The sequence below is a fragment of the Paraburkholderia sp. CNPSo 3274 genome (assembly GCF_024206475.1).
Taxonomy (GTDB): domain Bacteria; phylum Pseudomonadota; class Gammaproteobacteria; order Burkholderiales; family Burkholderiaceae; genus Paraburkholderia.
This window is the reverse complement of sequence record NZ_JAMBPR010000087.1, coordinates 14,796-28,514: the sequence shown is the minus strand read 5'-3', so window position 1 is coordinate 28,514 and position 13,719 is coordinate 14,796. Positions and strand designations below refer to the sequence as shown.

13 protein-coding genes are annotated in these 13,719 nt (G+C 62.9%); 1 reads left to right on the top strand and 12 read right to left on the bottom strand.

The window, feature by feature from the left end:
* From M3I54_RS37510 to M3I54_RS37480, 7 genes are all read right to left on the bottom strand, one after another.
* Positions 1–1,943: ImcF-related family protein (locus tag M3I54_RS37510; protein ID WP_254344858.1), on the bottom strand; the 1,943-nt coding region annotated here is incomplete at its 3' end.
* On the bottom strand, positions 1,909–3,228 hold the full coding sequence (locus M3I54_RS37505; protein WP_254344857.1) for a hypothetical protein: 1,320 nt from the start codon (positions 3,226–3,228) through the stop codon (positions 1,909–1,911). The genes M3I54_RS37505 and M3I54_RS37510, both read right to left, overlap by 35 nt.
* Positions 3,228–3,488, bottom strand: a complete 261-nt coding sequence (locus M3I54_RS37500; protein WP_254344856.1) for a PAAR domain-containing protein — start codon at positions 3,486–3,488, stop codon at positions 3,228–3,230. Before M3I54_RS37500 ends, M3I54_RS37505 begins: the two co-directional genes overlap by 1 nt.
* Positions 3,489–3,498: 10 nt before the next feature.
* Positions 3,499–3,975 (bottom strand): hypothetical protein, encoded by a 477-nt coding sequence (locus M3I54_RS37495; protein ID WP_254344855.1) that lies wholly within the window; start codon positions 3,973–3,975, stop codon positions 3,499–3,501.
* Positions 3,972–6,206, bottom strand: coding sequence for a M23 family metallopeptidase (locus M3I54_RS37490; protein ID WP_254344854.1), 2,235 nt, complete (start codon positions 6,204–6,206; stop codon positions 3,972–3,974). The genes M3I54_RS37495 and M3I54_RS37490 overlap by 4 nt, the downstream gene beginning before the upstream one ends.
* Positions 6,207–6,212: 6 nt before the next feature.
* Entirely contained in the window at positions 6,213–8,582 is a 2,370-nt protein-coding gene (locus M3I54_RS37485) for a type VI secretion system Vgr family protein (protein ID WP_254344853.1), read from the bottom strand.
* A gap of 207 nt (positions 8,583–8,789) precedes the next feature.
* Entirely contained in the window at positions 8,790–9,131 is a 342-nt protein-coding gene (locus M3I54_RS37480) for a hypothetical protein (protein WP_254344852.1), read from the bottom strand.
* A gap of 449 nt (positions 9,132–9,580) precedes the next feature.
* Here M3I54_RS37480 and M3I54_RS37475 point away from each other — a divergent pair, with 449 nt between their 5' ends.
* Positions 9,581–9,958, top strand: a complete 378-nt coding sequence (locus M3I54_RS37475; RefSeq protein ID WP_254344851.1) for a ParB/Srx family N-terminal domain-containing protein — start codon at positions 9,581–9,583, stop codon at positions 9,956–9,958.
* A 236-nt stretch (positions 9,959–10,194) separates the two neighbouring features.
* Here M3I54_RS37475 and M3I54_RS45505 read toward each other — a convergent pair whose 3' ends face one another.
* From M3I54_RS45505 to M3I54_RS37450, 5 genes are all read right to left on the bottom strand, one after another.
* A complete protein-coding gene (locus tag M3I54_RS45505; RefSeq protein ID WP_302059303.1) occupies positions 10,195–10,542 on the bottom strand; it encodes a hypothetical protein in 348 nt (115 codons plus the stop codon).
* Positions 10,543–10,838: 296 nt separating this feature from the next.
* Positions 10,839–11,132: a hypothetical protein gene (locus M3I54_RS37465; protein WP_254344849.1), complete on the bottom strand. Its 294-nt coding sequence runs from the start codon at positions 11,130–11,132 to the stop codon at positions 10,839–10,841.
* Positions 11,133–11,154: 22 nt separating this feature from the next.
* On the bottom strand, positions 11,155–11,673 hold the full coding sequence (locus tag M3I54_RS37460; RefSeq protein ID WP_254344846.1) for a hotdog family protein: 519 nt from the start codon (positions 11,671–11,673) through the stop codon (positions 11,155–11,157).
* Positions 11,670–12,497, bottom strand: a complete 828-nt coding sequence (locus M3I54_RS37455) for a beta-ketoacyl synthase chain length factor (protein WP_254344843.1) — start codon at positions 12,495–12,497, stop codon at positions 11,670–11,672. The genes M3I54_RS37460 and M3I54_RS37455 overlap by 4 nt, the downstream gene beginning before the upstream one ends.
* Before the next feature lie 5 nt (positions 12,498–12,502).
* Positions 12,503–13,708 carry a beta-ketoacyl-[acyl-carrier-protein] synthase family protein gene (locus tag M3I54_RS37450; RefSeq protein ID WP_254344841.1) on the bottom strand — a complete coding sequence of 402 codons (1,206 nt, stop codon included), beginning with the start codon at positions 13,706–13,708 and terminating at the stop codon, positions 12,503–12,505.
* Positions 13,709–13,719 lie beyond the last annotated feature (11 nt).

Below are 13,719 nucleotides of genomic sequence, written 5' to 3'. Positions count from 1 at the left end.
GTCGTGAAGAGACCGTGCGCGTCAGCGCCGACGAGCAGCGTTGCAAGCGACACGTCGGCGTACTTGCCGCGCGCCTCATCAAGCACGTGCTGGTAGAGCACATCGTCGCTCGCGGCCAGGCCGATCTGGTTGACGAGCGTCGAGCGCATCTGCGTGACCAGCGGGATCGACGGATTGATCCGCCAGCCGGGATGTGCCTTCAGATGGTCGGACCAGAAGCCCGCGAGCCGCTGCGAAACGTCGAGCCATTCGCCCGCGCGCATGCCGGTGGGCGCGGGCCAGACGTCGAGCAGTTGTTTCCTGAGAAAGGTTGCGTCGGTACGCGCCGGGGTGGCGAGCATCAGGTACGCCTTCAGGCGGTTGTAGGCGAGCTGCTGCGCGTCATGGCTCTGCTGTTCGTCTGCACGGACCTGCGAGAATGCGCCAAGCTGCCCTTCGAGCGCCTGCGCGACGGGCTGGCGCAGGTTGCGGATAGCTACGGTCTGATAGGGGCGCCAGAGCGCGTCGAGCAGCTCCCCGCTGTGCGAGAGACCCGCGCGCAGATACCACGGTACGCCATGGTCGCGGCGGTATTCGAGCGTTTCAATCTGCTGCTGCAGGGCGAGCTGCGAGCGCATCGCCTGCGGCGAACCTGGCGCGGCCTCCAGGGCAGCCGACGCAGTCGTTTCGGCATCCTTCACGAGAGCGTGGTTACCGAGGCCCGAGACGACCAGCGCGACCGTCCACAGGACGGCCCCAATGAGCAGAAGCACCGCGAGCGCGTCGGGCCAGTAAAAGCCGGCACGCCTGCCCCGATAATAAGGCGACCCGCCAGCGATCTCTTTCCAGACCGGAAGCAGCGCGGCGGGTTGCTCGCGCGTAACCGCTACCGTCTGCGGCGCATCGGCAGGCTGACCCGGCACAGCGTTTGCGTTTCCGTCTGCGACCGGTACCGGTACGACGGTCGGCCCCGGAAAGACCGGCGCGAACATGACACCCGCGAGCGGTGCGCGCAGCCAGTTCGATGCGGCGAGCGCCCCGAGGCTCGCAGCAATCCGCGCGGCATGGTCGCCGACATACTTCGAGACTTCCATCAGCCATACCGCTTTCTCGCGCGTATATAGCCACACGCCCGCGTCTGCCGACCAATGCTCGACCTGGTTGAGCAACTCCGGCAGTCTGGCGGCGGCGTCCTGCGCCTGCCTGCGCGACTCGTTCGGCATGAAGGTGCCAACTGCTTCGAATCGTTCGGATGGACGACCCTCAGTCTCTACCGGGTGAAGGAACGTAACGGGTGCGGCCCAGCCAAGCGCAGTCGCGGTCATCGAGAGCGCGCGGGGCAGCTCCGTACCGGTCTCGTCGGCGCGGGCGACGTGAACCAGACCATCGACCGGTCGACGGCTACGCAGGTTGCGGATCTGGCCGAGCCACTTTTCTTTCTCGATACCGTCCGGCGCGACGTGAACAAGGACGGTTTCGCCGACGTGCATGACGCCTGCCTGCTTGAGCCCTGGCGCAACCTGATCGACCCGCTCGTCGTTGCCGTCGATCATCAGCCAGCGCAGACGGTTACGCCAGAACCAGCCATGCGCGACGCGCAGCTCCTCGGCCATGCGTTGGAGCCTCGCGTCGCGCTTGAGCGGCTTCGCCGCCTTGGTGCGGTCTCCGGTCTCACTGCGAAAGAGTCGCGCCGTGAAGCCGTAAGCGCCGGTCGCAAAGAGGACGAGGTGAACGACGACAACGACCGCGAAGGTTGAGAGGATGACGATGATCGCTTTCAGGTGAGACTCACCGGGCGAGACGCCGACCATGTCGCCGCGCAGCGATACGATGCCGATTGCGAGCAGGGCGACGACGAGCGCCGCGACGGGTATTCCCCAGATCGCCAGACGGCTTGACGGCGCGGATTCCTCCTTCGCGGTAGTTAGCTCAAGCGAGCGCAGGGAAAGCCTGGGGTCGTTCATCGGTATTCCGGTTGTTATCTAAAGCTGAATCTGTTGTTGCGGGCGTTACGCGCAGGACTGCGGACTGTAAGCCGTCAATGATGAGCTGCGGGCCGTCTGCCGCGCCTGATTCGATCGCCGCTATGATGGACAGCCAGCCGTTAGCGTCGCCGAGGTCGCCAGCGATGCGGTCGGGGCGTCGTTGCGCCTCGTCTTTTGAAATGGAATCCATATTGGCTGCGCGTAACGCCTTGTCGCTTCCGTCGACAGGACGCGTTATCCACGCTCGAACGATTGAGGCGAAGTCAGCCTTGCCCCATACCGCAGCGTTGGCGAAGCCGTATTCGACCTCGCCAGCGAGCCCGGTGACGGGCCTGTGCAGTAGCGCGGCGACCTTGACCGTATCCGGCAGCCGGAAGTATCCCGCCGTCATGAGTACGGCGACGCACCCCTCGGTGCTGCCTTCGGGCGGTTCCGCCTCGTGCCATGCGGTCGCGACGACGAGCAGCGGACGCGCATCCTTTGCGTCGAGCCACGCATCGGCAACCATCAGGCCGTCCGTAGCCGCTACCGCCTGAACCGCGAGCGGCGGCAGGCCCCCGATGCGCAGGGCGTCGGTGACCATCGCCACGTCTGCCTGGTCCCGGCCAGGCTCGCTTAGTACGCGAACCTGCGGCCACCATTGCCGCTCATATACCGTCAGCGCCCGCAGGCTCGCCTCCAGTGGCTCCAGCGCCTTCGCGATCTTGAGCGTCAGCAGCGGAACCTGCTTCGCTGGTCCCTGTCCAGCCATTGTTTCGTCGTCGGCGAAGGGATCGACGCTAACCGGTTCGTCCGCCAGCCAGTCTGTATCCTCGAAGCGAGCATGCTCGACGAACTGCATGCCTGCGCGGGGCATCTGCGAAGCAGGCACGCGCTTCTTCGCGGCAATCGCACCGGCAAGCGTCTGCTCGCCAAGCGGCAGGCAGCAGCCGAAACCGAGTACCTGGAGGGGCCTCTGCGCGGTGCGAAGCCGCTCCGCGAGCCACCGGCCCCGATGATAGTTGCGCCAGTACGCCCGGTACCAGAGGCCCTCGTAGCCTGCGCGCTCGATAGCAAAGAGGATCAGGAACGCACCGTTAGGAAAGCCAATGAAACAGAGCCAGAACCATCCCCCGCTTGCGGCCTGTCCTTTGGGCCAGAGCAGCATCGCGATGGCAACGCCAAAGACATTGCAGGCGAGCCAGATGCAGAACCACCACGGCCAGATGCGGGGGCGGCGTGGATAGGCGCTCGGGCGTCCAGCGGGAGAAAGATCGACCGGCATTACTCAATATTGACGTTCTGGAGCGACGAAATCAGGCGGCAACCACACGCGCAGCGGTAGTGATGGAAGGCAACCCATTTGCCATCGCGGTCGGGGAACTTCGCGTAGCCCTCGTCGATAACGGTTGGGCCGTGCTCGTCGCAAATGGCTTCGTCGCCCTTGCGGGCAAGCGGGCGACCCATGAAGTTGAACCATTCGGAGCCGCCAGTCACTTCGCCGCCGTTTTCGAGTTTGTCGCCTTTTCGGATAGGGGATTTCATATTTTTACAGCTACTTTTTTCCACATTGCTGTGTCTTGAACTGTGGGACATACGTCGCTTCAAACGATTGAGCTTTCCGCTCCTTAAGATTTATCACGTCGACCCCAAATTGATTATCCACAACAATAAATTTCTGATCATCGCTAAAGGCTGCATCATATACCCCCCCACCATACACCTCACTTTCAACAAGGCGAATTTTTGGCTTTACAAGATACACTGAAAGATGTGTTACCTGAGGGTAGCGCGCGTCAATTTTTTTCGGCAGCCCAAACAAAATCAAAATAGAATCATCTAGACTAAACACGCCGCCATCAATAGCATGATCAATATGCGCCGAGCCGATATTTCGCCCGTCATGCTCCACTATCATTTGGCCGCGACCATCAGTTTTTGCTGAATAACCTCCATCGCAAGAACTAACAACTGCCGCTCGCACATCGCCAATGAACATGGCCATCAAAGCCAGAAGCAAGTACTTTTTCATAACTGATCGCCCAATACTTGATATGCTTTTTTCGTCTCATTCCAACGCAACGGCGGACTTTTTACATCGTACGGGTTGACTATCTTGGTCACCGCGCGAGACGAACTCTCAGAAACCCCCTTATCCGCCGCCTTTTCGAGCGCAGTATGCACGCAGAAAAAACCTGCTGCATCTACGCAGGAATAGACATCATTCCCGAGAATCTCAGGATTATCCACCTTGGGACCAGCCTTGAAATGCCCGCCCTCCTTTTTCTTGAACCAAGCATGATCATACGAATTTCTATCAAGCCACCCCCGATACACCCAGTATTCTGCATAGTTATATCGCCCGGTAAGTTGCTTAAAGCCTCTCCCACGGAATTTAACGCCATCGCCTGCATCGGTATTACCCAACCCAATGTTGCCATCATATTTCGCAAAATACGCAACATCTTTCGCAGCCGCAGGGGGCGAGCGCAAATAACCATTTAGCTCCGGCATAATTGAGACATGATTCGTCTTAATTGCCGTAGAGATGGCAACCGAACATTCTCGCACAACCATCATATGGGCCGATTCGATTGCGCTTTGCCCAAAAAAATGAGCACTGCGTATCGGGTCGCAAATTCTATATTTTCTAAAAACCATATTGATGGCATTGCGATAGTGTTCGCGATATTCCTCCCCCGTCTTACCCAAGGCCGTGTAATTTGACTCATCATAGATTTGTGACAACTCCCCCTTGTTCAACCATCCGCACCTCCTGAACTGCCGGATAAACGCGAGCGGATGGAAGAACCAGAGCTTCTGCCCGGCGGGCAGACCAGTCACGTCCCAGAACTGGATTTCCTTGAGGTACTTGAGGAAGTCCTGGTAACCCGGCTCATTGCCCTCGTAGAACCCATCCTTGTCGAGCAGTTTCGCCCAGCGCGTCTCATTGTCCGTGCTATCCCATTCGCTAGGCGCGTTGCAGATGAACCCGCGCAGCGCTTTGCGTACCTGTTCGTGGCCCCGCACGTAGGCCGAAAGCTCGTTCGCCTTCCATACCTCCGCCGTTTCCTTCACTACCGTCTGCTCATGTGGGCTGTCCGCTTCATCCTTTAGGAGCTTCCTGAGTGCGTCGATATCGCACAATCCATCGCTGCCGAAAGGCGTATTGCCGTCCGTAATCTTCTGCCAGCCCATGAACGACGGGAAATCCGCGTCGGACAGTTTCTGGATAGCCGCCTTGCTGATGTCGATATACCCTTGTTTCCCGACGGCGTAGGTCACCTTTACCCAGGTCGGCTGTGTTGTATTCGAAGACAGGACGCGCCCGAAACGCAGCATCTCGTAACCGTCACTCGGACAGGCTGAATAGAGCGCCGTCGCGCGCTTGTACAGGTCGTACTCGTAATCGGCCTCGGGTACCGGCTCTGGCGTCAGCAGCGTACGCGTCCCGTCGTCGGCAACACTCCACACGTTCGTGTACTTCGTACCCTTGCTGAAATACGTCTCGACTGCGAGCGGCAGCTCATTCGGTCCAGGCTGTCCCGGGTTAAACTCGATGCCGTGTAGCTTGTGGTCCGCTCCGGTTTGCAGCGGCAGCGCAAGAAATGTCTGTCGCTTCGGGATCGTGTAGTACGTATGCCCCCAGCAGTCCGAAGTTGTCGGCGTCACGGGCGCAGCATTGCCGAGCTGCGTATGTCCGAAGTACGCCTCGAAATCGCCCGGCAGCATGAAGGTCTCGAAATGCAGATACTTGACCCCCTGATACTGCCCGACATAACCCAAGATATCCTTGCGCCGGACCCTCTGGCCGCTTCCCTTCGCGGCAGGCGTCACCTGTCCTTTGGCATCCGCACCGGACGGCTTCTGCAGGAAGTCGGCGAGGCCCGATCCGTTATGCCCGAGCTTATGGGCCTCGGCGAGCGACATCAGGTGCATATAGAGCGAATAGAACGTTAGCGTGCGACCATCGCCCGTTTCGGTCGAATGCTTGAGCAGAATGAAGCCCGCGTTACCACTGCCAGAATTAATGGCGTGCTGGCAGACCCGGTACGCGACGACCTCGCCATCGGCGATTGCATACACCGCACCGTGCATGTCCGGCGCCAGATGGACGCCGCAATGCCAGCTCCGGTCAGCCGCAACCGGATAGATGCCGTGCGCGAGTTCAAACTCGTCGACAGCGTCCATCATGGGGTCCGTCTTCGATTTGTCGTCAGACGTAAGGCCCGATTCGGGCAGAAAGGGAGGGCTGATGATCATGGCGTATCAGTTCGTATGGGGGGGCTGGTCGTCGAGGTTCAGGTCGCTTTTCGGCAGGACGGGTAGCTGGGCCGGTACGTTGTCGGGTCCGACGAACGTGAACGAGCCAGCCTTGATGGTGAACGCGCCGGGACAATGGAAGGTCATGTTGCCGTTCTCGATGACGAGCGAGGCCCCGCCGCTGTTGAGCGTGATTTTCGACTTCGCCGCAACCTGGACGTCCGCACTCTCGCTCGCGACGCGGAGCTGCTTCTGAGCGAACAGGTCCATCCCGTCCGTGAGCGCCGAGGCCGTAAACTTCCCCTTCGCGGCGGTCAGGTTGATACCGAGCTTGTGCGCGCAGAGCGAGATCAGCTCGCCCGCCGCCATGCGCAGACGTTTCGCTATGCTGACGTCCATATCCCGGGCGGTCGCGATCAGGTTCTCGCCCGCCGAGTGCTGCACCGACTTCGGTGTCACGAACGCCATGCCGCCGGGGGCGCTCGCGAGCAGCCCCGCGTCGCGAAGCTGGTTCAGGCCGCCCTGGAGCGTCGCCTGCGTCGCCCGGTCGGCAGGATCGGCCCCGGCCTGCGTCGTCGCCGCCGCGAGGTCCGTTACGCGCTGTAGCGCGGCCTTCAATTGCGCGACGGCGGCGGGCATCTCAAGGTGCGGCGTATCGGGTCCAGCCGCCGCGTCCGCCGTGAAGAACAGCCCCTTCGCCGCGCGCATCGTGCCCCACGACTTCGAGGTAATTTCGTACCCCTCACCGCGAGGGAGCTTTTTACTGTTGAGAAGGTAGCCCTGATTGATCGCAGTCTGGCTGTAAACCGTCGCGATACGCGCGCTTTCCTTGCCCTTGAGGTCGTTGAAAACGATCTCGGCCCCGAGGAGCGGCGAGCGCCAGATTGCATAGCTAAAGAGCGCATCGGTGCTTCGGACCACGTCAGGGTGCGAAAAATCGTGAAGCGCTCCGGTTAAATGAAGTCGATCCACATCTCCATGTGCTCCGTCGATCAAAACCTCGGTGTCCGGTAGTAGAGGCGAGTGAAAACCGCCCTGGTAGGACGACGAAGGACGCACCAGACGCAGGTTCAGCAGCTTGTTGTTGGCATTGGCCGAACCTTGCAGGAACTTCGGCCAAACTGGATAACGCCCGTACTCGTCAACGTACGCGTAGGGGGCAGAGTCGAGGGTTCCGACAACCCCAACCACAGGACCGGACAAAAATCTCCAGTCCCGCTCGTAAACGAAACGAGGGCGATAGGTCAGGTGCGCCGGCATTGCCTTGAATCGCGTATAGGCCGCCTTCGTGCGGCTCCCCTTCATCCTGAACGAAGTCACCACGAAGCCGTATTCGGCGCTCGGCATCTTCGTATTGGTCAGCTTGATAACGACGCCGGGTGCGATGCCCTTCGCGTCGCTCGCGCCAGCGAGCGTCACCTGACGCGCAATCTGCTCGTCGCGTCGCGTCTGCGCAAGCGTCTCGCCCTGCTGCTGCGTCAGATGGAACTCGGCGCTGCGGCTGATCTGCCCGAATACCGAGCGGTCGTCCGCGTCGTCGGAAACGTTCGCCGTCGCCCGTAGCGGGTCCTCCGGCGTCCGGTAATTTCGCTCCCATAGCTCAATCGTCGCCGGTACGAGGGCGCGCTGTTCGTGAACCTCCTGCGCCGCTTCGTGCGAATTGCTATGCAGGCCCGAACTGGCCAGCAGCGGCAGGTTGACCGAGCGGATATAGGCTCGCGGATTGTTCGCGAACACGAGGATATCGAGCAGCCCGTTCTCGCCGCGCTCCTGCCGGTAGAACCAGAAAATCCCCTTGCGCTTCGCGTGACGTGCGATGAAATCCCAGACGGACTCCTCGTACATGACGATCTGCTGCATCTTTTCCTGCGGCCCTTCGAGATGGAACTCGACGTCAAAGGCGTCGAAATTTTTCCCGTCGACCAGCTTCTTGCGGACCATCTCCTCGAACGTGACGTCGTCGAGCACATCAGAGTGGACCATGCGCTTGCCGAGCGCGGCAAAGCGCGGCTCAATACGTACCTTGTACGCGGCCTCGTCGCGGCTCGTACGGATGCGCTTCCAGCGCGTCGCTATCCCGTTGAAGGTGGCCGCCGCATGGTCGACGGGCGTTGTCCAGCTCGCCGAGGGCACTGCGGCGCGTTCGTCGACGTGCAGGCCCGCACGCCGCCCGACGTAGTCCTTGCCGTCGATATCGAGACGGGGGGACGTGACCGTCACGTCGACGACGTAGTCCTTGCAGAGACCGCCGCGCACCTTGAAGTCGAGCACATCAAGATCGAGTGCCTCCTTGCCGATCCATATCCGGAGATGCTGGGTCAGGCGTACGCTCGGATGACGTAGCGCATCGGTAAAGCTCTTGGTCACAGCATTCATTCACGTATCCCTGTCCGGTTGAAAGGCAAGAGGTGAGATCGTTGCGTTCGCAGCTATCGGTTCCGAAATTTAGGGGTTGGCAACGAAAATACGTCAATCGAATCGAACTGGAATGTCTGTATTTATCAACGGATTTTGTCAACAAATGACAAATCAGATTTATCCTATTTTTCGCGATGAAATTTAGTGGTATTGGGCTCAGCGAATCTAGTGACGCCGGAGAGGTGCGAGAGGATCGCGCGCAGGAAACGGCCAGCTCCGCTGCTCGTGATGGCGCAAGGCGGTGGTAAGGAGTGCCGCGTCATCGCGGGCGCGCGCCTCCAGGCGTTCGGCAATCTGCTCAAGCATGGCGAGCACGTCCTCCCGCGTTTCGTTCGGACCGGGCCGGATCGCGAGGCGCATCAGACACCGCAGCCGTTGAATGTCCTGCAAGCGCGTATCGGCATGACTGACCGCCAGCATGGCCAGGCTCTGAAGATGATCGTGATCGCGGAGGAGGTTATGCAGGGTCGCGCCCGGAACGGGCACGGTGAGATCGTCGTCGATCATGGAGGCGGGTCCTGGAGACAGGCCCGCGCACTGAGCGACAAAGCGCAGTGCGCGGGCACATAACGGGGTTGGCGAGCCGGTGTCGTGACGAACCGGCAGACCCGAAGGTCTCCCCACCAGGGCCCGCCTATGGAAGAACAACCATAGACGAGCAAAGGCAGCCGCTCGTCCGTCGTTTTCACGAAGGACGCGCACCGGTCACCACCTACCCTTGCGGATGAGCGGAACACGACTCTCAGGCTGCCAAAGCTAAGCCGCCGTACTGCTGGCGGCACGTCCGAATTTACCGCATGGTCGCTCCATTACGCGACATCGCATCGTTAACAAGTGTCAAGCCGCAATCACTCTATGCGTAGTGAATCGGCGCGCCGAACGGACTACCATTACGCCTGTTGCCATGCCCGCGCGTCTCGCGCGCGCATCGCTTCGTCCGACCCGTGAGGTGTGGCATGCGTCACTCACGCACCGAGGCGGCGGGACGGCAGATCGCCTTCGTTCCGCTCGATACGCTGATCCCGAGCGCGATCAATCCACGCCTGCACGACGAGGCGAACGTCGCGCGTATCGCGGCGTCCATTGCCGAGTGGGGCTTTACGAGTCCCGTCCTCGCCGACGCGCAGGGCGTCGTTGCCGGTCACGGACGCGTCCTCGGCGTACGCAAGCTCTACGAGGCAGGACAAACGATACGCCTGCCCGACGGTACGCCGATCCCCGAGAGGACGATTCCCGTTATCGACTGTACAGGTTGGAGCGACGCGCAGCGTCGCGCCTACCTGATCGCCGACAACCGTCTCGCCGAACTCTCCGGGTGGTCCACCTCAAAGTAGCGACTCCTCAAGTTAATTATCTGGAGTACGAAACAAATGGCAACGACCAAGACCACCGCAAAAACCGCTAACGCAATCCGTAACGCTGCTGCGAACAAGCCCGCCAGCAAGGCCCCGGCAAAGAAGGCCGCGAACAAGCACGCGACGCGTACCGTTGCCGCAACAAAAACGACCAAGGCCGTTCAATCGGTCCCGGCGACGAAGAAAGCCGCGAGCGCCGTAAAGGCGGTTCTCGATCAGAAAAACGCCGTCGCCCTCGAACAAGCGGAGCAAACGGTCGAAACGGTCAAGGCGAGCGAGACGAAGGACGGCGCGCTGCCGATGCGCAGGCGCCGGCCGTCGCCGTCCAGTCGCAGGATCGCGCAGTTCGCGCCCGCGCCCAGCAGCCGCTCGGCGCGGCAGCAGACCTCCGCCAGCAGTTCCGGCAGCGGCATGCTGCGCGACACCAGCCGCAATACGCTGCGCTCCTGTGCGAGCGCTTCATCGGCCCCGTGGGTTGCCCCGTCCGATTCTTTCGACACCTCCGACTGACCGCCTCGTGATCCCGCTGCGCCGAACGCTCCCGCCGCCGGGGAATAGACCATACCTTCTTCCCCTCTTGTTGCCGCGGCGCGTGTGGTGCAACGTAGCGCCCGCGGCCGGCTCGATCTCAAGTGTGGTGCGCGGCAAACCGGCCGCCGTCAGGCGAGCCACTACGCCGCCCCTGCATTAACGGCAAGGGCGGCGCTATCTTGAAGCGTTGGGGGGAAAGGCGCGGGGCCGGCGGCGAGCCGGATAACAGGGCGCGGACGGGAAGGCGCGGCGGGTGGACGTGCGTGCGCGGAGCGTTGGCACCGCGAGGGTAAACGCCTACGCGCGCCGGCACATGGCAAAAAACGCCTTACGCCTGGCTCTTTTCGCTGCTTTCGCCGCTGCCGTCCTTGTGGAACACGCGCTTGGTCGCGCGCTTGGTGGCCTCGTAGCCTTCGCGCGACACATGCGCGATGCCGTGGCCCACCGTCTTCGCCGCGTGCGCCGTGGCGTGGCCGAAATCGCGCGCGGCGTGGCCGGTTTTCGTGGCCGCTTCCTTCGAGTCGTGCTTGATGTTCTCCTTCACCTCGTGAAGGTCGGCGTGCGCCATCGAGCTGGCCATGCCCAGCACGAGCGCGGCAAGTATGAACCGTTTGGATTTCATCGTCGGGCTCCCTTTTGTATTGTCATCGAATGACTGCGGACGCGTCGAGCATGACCGCCGCGCGTCCCGTAAGCAGCACGCGGCCCTCGCCGCGCACCGTAAAACCATAGAGGATCGTGTTGCCGCTGCCGCTCACGCGCTCGGCTTCGATCGCGAGCGGCGCGGCGAGCGTGTCGAGCCGCTCGATATGCGCCACCACGTTGCGCACGCTCGCCAGAAAACCCACGCGCGGGCGGCCCGCCGCTGCGCTGTCCAGTGCGCCAAGTAACGCGCCATGCACCGCCATGGCCTGCGCCGCGTACTCCACGCCGCACAGCGCCGCGAGGCGGCCGCGCGAGCGCAGCGGATTGTGCGGATCGCGATGGCTGGTCGCCACGCAGCGGATACGCGTTTCGTCCCACGCCTGTACCGCGTCTAGCAGGCACATCGCGCCGCTGTGCGGGATGCGCGCCGCGATCCATGCGTGGTCGAGCTGCACGGTCGTCGCGGCGTTCGCGATCACGTCCGCGAGCGTACCCGGCAGGGCGGCTTGCGTCGTCATGCGCCCTCCCCAGACGCGTCCAGGGGCGTGACGTCGATTTGCACGCGCAGCTCAGGCATGTAGTCGATGACCACGCTCGCAGGCTGGCCGGATTCGTCCATGCACGCGAGCGCTTCGAGCAACGGCAGCACGCGCGCGGCGGGATTGTTCGTGCGCAGCGCTTCGAGTTCGGGCGAAGCCAGCGGCGTCGCGAGCGCTTCAGTGAGCGTCACGTCGAGGCGCGCGAGCGTCGTCGCGCTCGCCTGCGGCGCGAGCACGAGCGCGACGCCGAAGGCATCGGCCACTGGACGCAACGCGTGCAGCGGCTCGGGATACTCGGCGTCGTAGGCGATCAGCAAGGTGGGCACGCCATCCACGGCCACCTGGCATGCGCTTTCGAGCAGCCCCGCCGCGAAGCTGCCGTCGTGCGCGCACAGCACGTTCGATGTGGCCCGGTCGCGCGTGGCGATGCTCCAGTAGCCCGCGGGCGCGTTATGCACCGAGTTGTGAAAACGCGTGGGCGAAAGCAGGCGGTCGTCACCGGCAAGCGCGTCGCAGATTATGTGGCAGTTCTGACCATCTCCACCCGAGGCCGCGAACACGGCGGCAAGCGTCGTCGCGTCGCGGCCGCTCGCCGCGACAGCTTCGTGGCCCACGGCGAGCGCGGTCTTGACGACGGCCCCGGTGCGGCGGCGCTCTGCCGCCGGCAGCCCCTCCGGCGGCGGCAGCACCGTGCGTGCGCTTGCGTATGGCGTGCGCGCGGCGAGCACGTCGGCCGTCTGCGGCCAGTTGGCGAGGCCCGGGCCAATCACGCCGACGCTTTCGATGAATGCGGAAAGTCTCATGGCGGTCATCCGTGATGTGCGCGGTCCGCGCGGCCGAACAGGAGGCTGCAGTTCGTGCCGCCAAAACCGAATGAATTGCTGAGCGCGGCACCGACTTGCGCCTCGCGGCTTTCCAGCACGTAGTCGAGGCCGAGCGTGGCGTCGGGCTGCGTGGTGTTGACGCCGGCGGGCACGAAGCGGTGGCGCAGCGCGAGCGCCGCGATCACGGCTTCGAGCGCGCCCGCCGCGCCGAGCGTATGCCCCGTCGCGCCCTTGGTCGAACTGCACGGCGTGCGCTCGAACAGCGCGTTGAGCGCGCGGCTTTCGGCCACGTCGTTGCTCGGCGTGGCCGTGCCATGCAGATTGATGTAGCCGATTTCGCTTGCGGCCACGCCCGCGGTCGAAAGCGCCTGCGCCATCGCGGCACGCGCGCCGAGCCCTTCGGGATGCGGCGTCGACATGTGATGCGCGTCGCTCGATTCGCCCACGCCGAGCAGCAGGATGGCGTCGTCGTCCAGCGTGTCGGGCGTGCGCTCCAGGAAGGCGAACGCCGCGGCCTCGCCAATCGAAATACCGTTGCGGTTCACGTCGAACGGGCGGCACGGATCGCGCGAAAGCAGTTCGAGCGAGTTGAAACCGTACAGCGTCGTCAAGCAGAGAGAATCGACGCCGCCCACCACGGCCGCATCGATCAGCCCCGCTTCGATCATGCGGCGCGCGGAGCCGAACACCTTCGCGCCCGAAGAACAGGCGGAAGAAATCGAAGTGGCCGGCCCGCGCAGGCCGAAGTACGCGCGCACGAACGAGGCCAGCGCGAACGGGTTGTGCGTCTGTGCGTAATGGAAGCCCGGCTTGAGCGCGCCGCTTTCCAGATCCCGCTGCCGGTAGGCGTTTTCGGTTTCGAGAATGCCCGAGGTGCTGGTGCCGACGAACACGCCCACGCGCTCGGCGCCATAACGTGTGACGGCGGCCTGAATGTGTTCGGCGAAACCGTCCTGCGTGAAGCCAATCTGCGCGAGACGGTGGTTGCGGCACGCGTAGTCCGCGAGATCGGCGCGCAGCGTCTCGCTTTCGAGGCCCGCCACCTCGCCTATCCACGTATCGAGGTCCGCGCGCGCGAAGTCGCAGCGCGCGAGGCCCCCGCGCTTGCCGCGCAGCGCGTCGAGCGTCGCCTCGAGCCCGCGCCCGAGGCAGCTGGTAGCGGTGAAATGCGAAAGGATGAGTGGTTTCACGTCAGTCGTTC

What these genes read in the sequence shown, in the direction of transcription:
- M3I54_RS37505 (WP_254344857.1), bottom strand. Translation starts at nt 3,228, where the DNA reads ATGCCGGTCGATCTTTCTCCCGCTGGACGCCCGAGCGCCTATCCACGC.
- M3I54_RS37500 (WP_254344856.1), bottom strand. Translation starts at nt 3,488, where the DNA reads ATGAAATCCCCTATCCGAAAAGGCGACAAACTCGAAAACGGCGGCGAA.
- M3I54_RS37495 (WP_254344855.1), bottom strand. Translation starts at nt 3,975, where the DNA reads ATGAAAAAGTACTTGCTTCTGGCTTTGATGGCCATGTTCATTGGCGAT.
- M3I54_RS37490 (WP_254344854.1), bottom strand. Translation starts at nt 6,206, where the DNA reads ATGATCATCAGCCCTCCCTTTCTGCCCGAATCGGGCCTTACGTCTGAC.
- M3I54_RS37485 (WP_254344853.1), bottom strand. Translation starts at nt 8,582, where the DNA reads ATGAATGCTGTGACCAAGAGCTTTACCGATGCGCTACGTCATCCGAGC.
- M3I54_RS37480 (WP_254344852.1), bottom strand. Translation starts at nt 9,131, where the DNA reads ATGATCGACGACGATCTCACCGTGCCCGTTCCGGGCGCGACCCTGCAT.
- M3I54_RS37475 (WP_254344851.1), top strand. Translation starts at nt 9,581, where the DNA reads ATGCGTCACTCACGCACCGAGGCGGCGGGACGGCAGATCGCCTTCGTT.
- M3I54_RS45505 (WP_302059303.1), bottom strand. Translation starts at nt 10,542, where the DNA reads ATGGTCTATTCCCCGGCGGCGGGAGCGTTCGGCGCAGCGGGATCACGA.
- M3I54_RS37465 (WP_254344849.1), bottom strand. Translation starts at nt 11,132, where the DNA reads ATGAAATCCAAACGGTTCATACTTGCCGCGCTCGTGCTGGGCATGGCC.
- M3I54_RS37460 (WP_254344846.1), bottom strand. Translation starts at nt 11,673, where the DNA reads ATGACGACGCAAGCCGCCCTGCCGGGTACGCTCGCGGACGTGATCGCG.
- M3I54_RS37455 (WP_254344843.1), bottom strand. Translation starts at nt 12,497, where the DNA reads ATGAGACTTTCCGCATTCATCGAAAGCGTCGGCGTGATTGGCCCGGGC.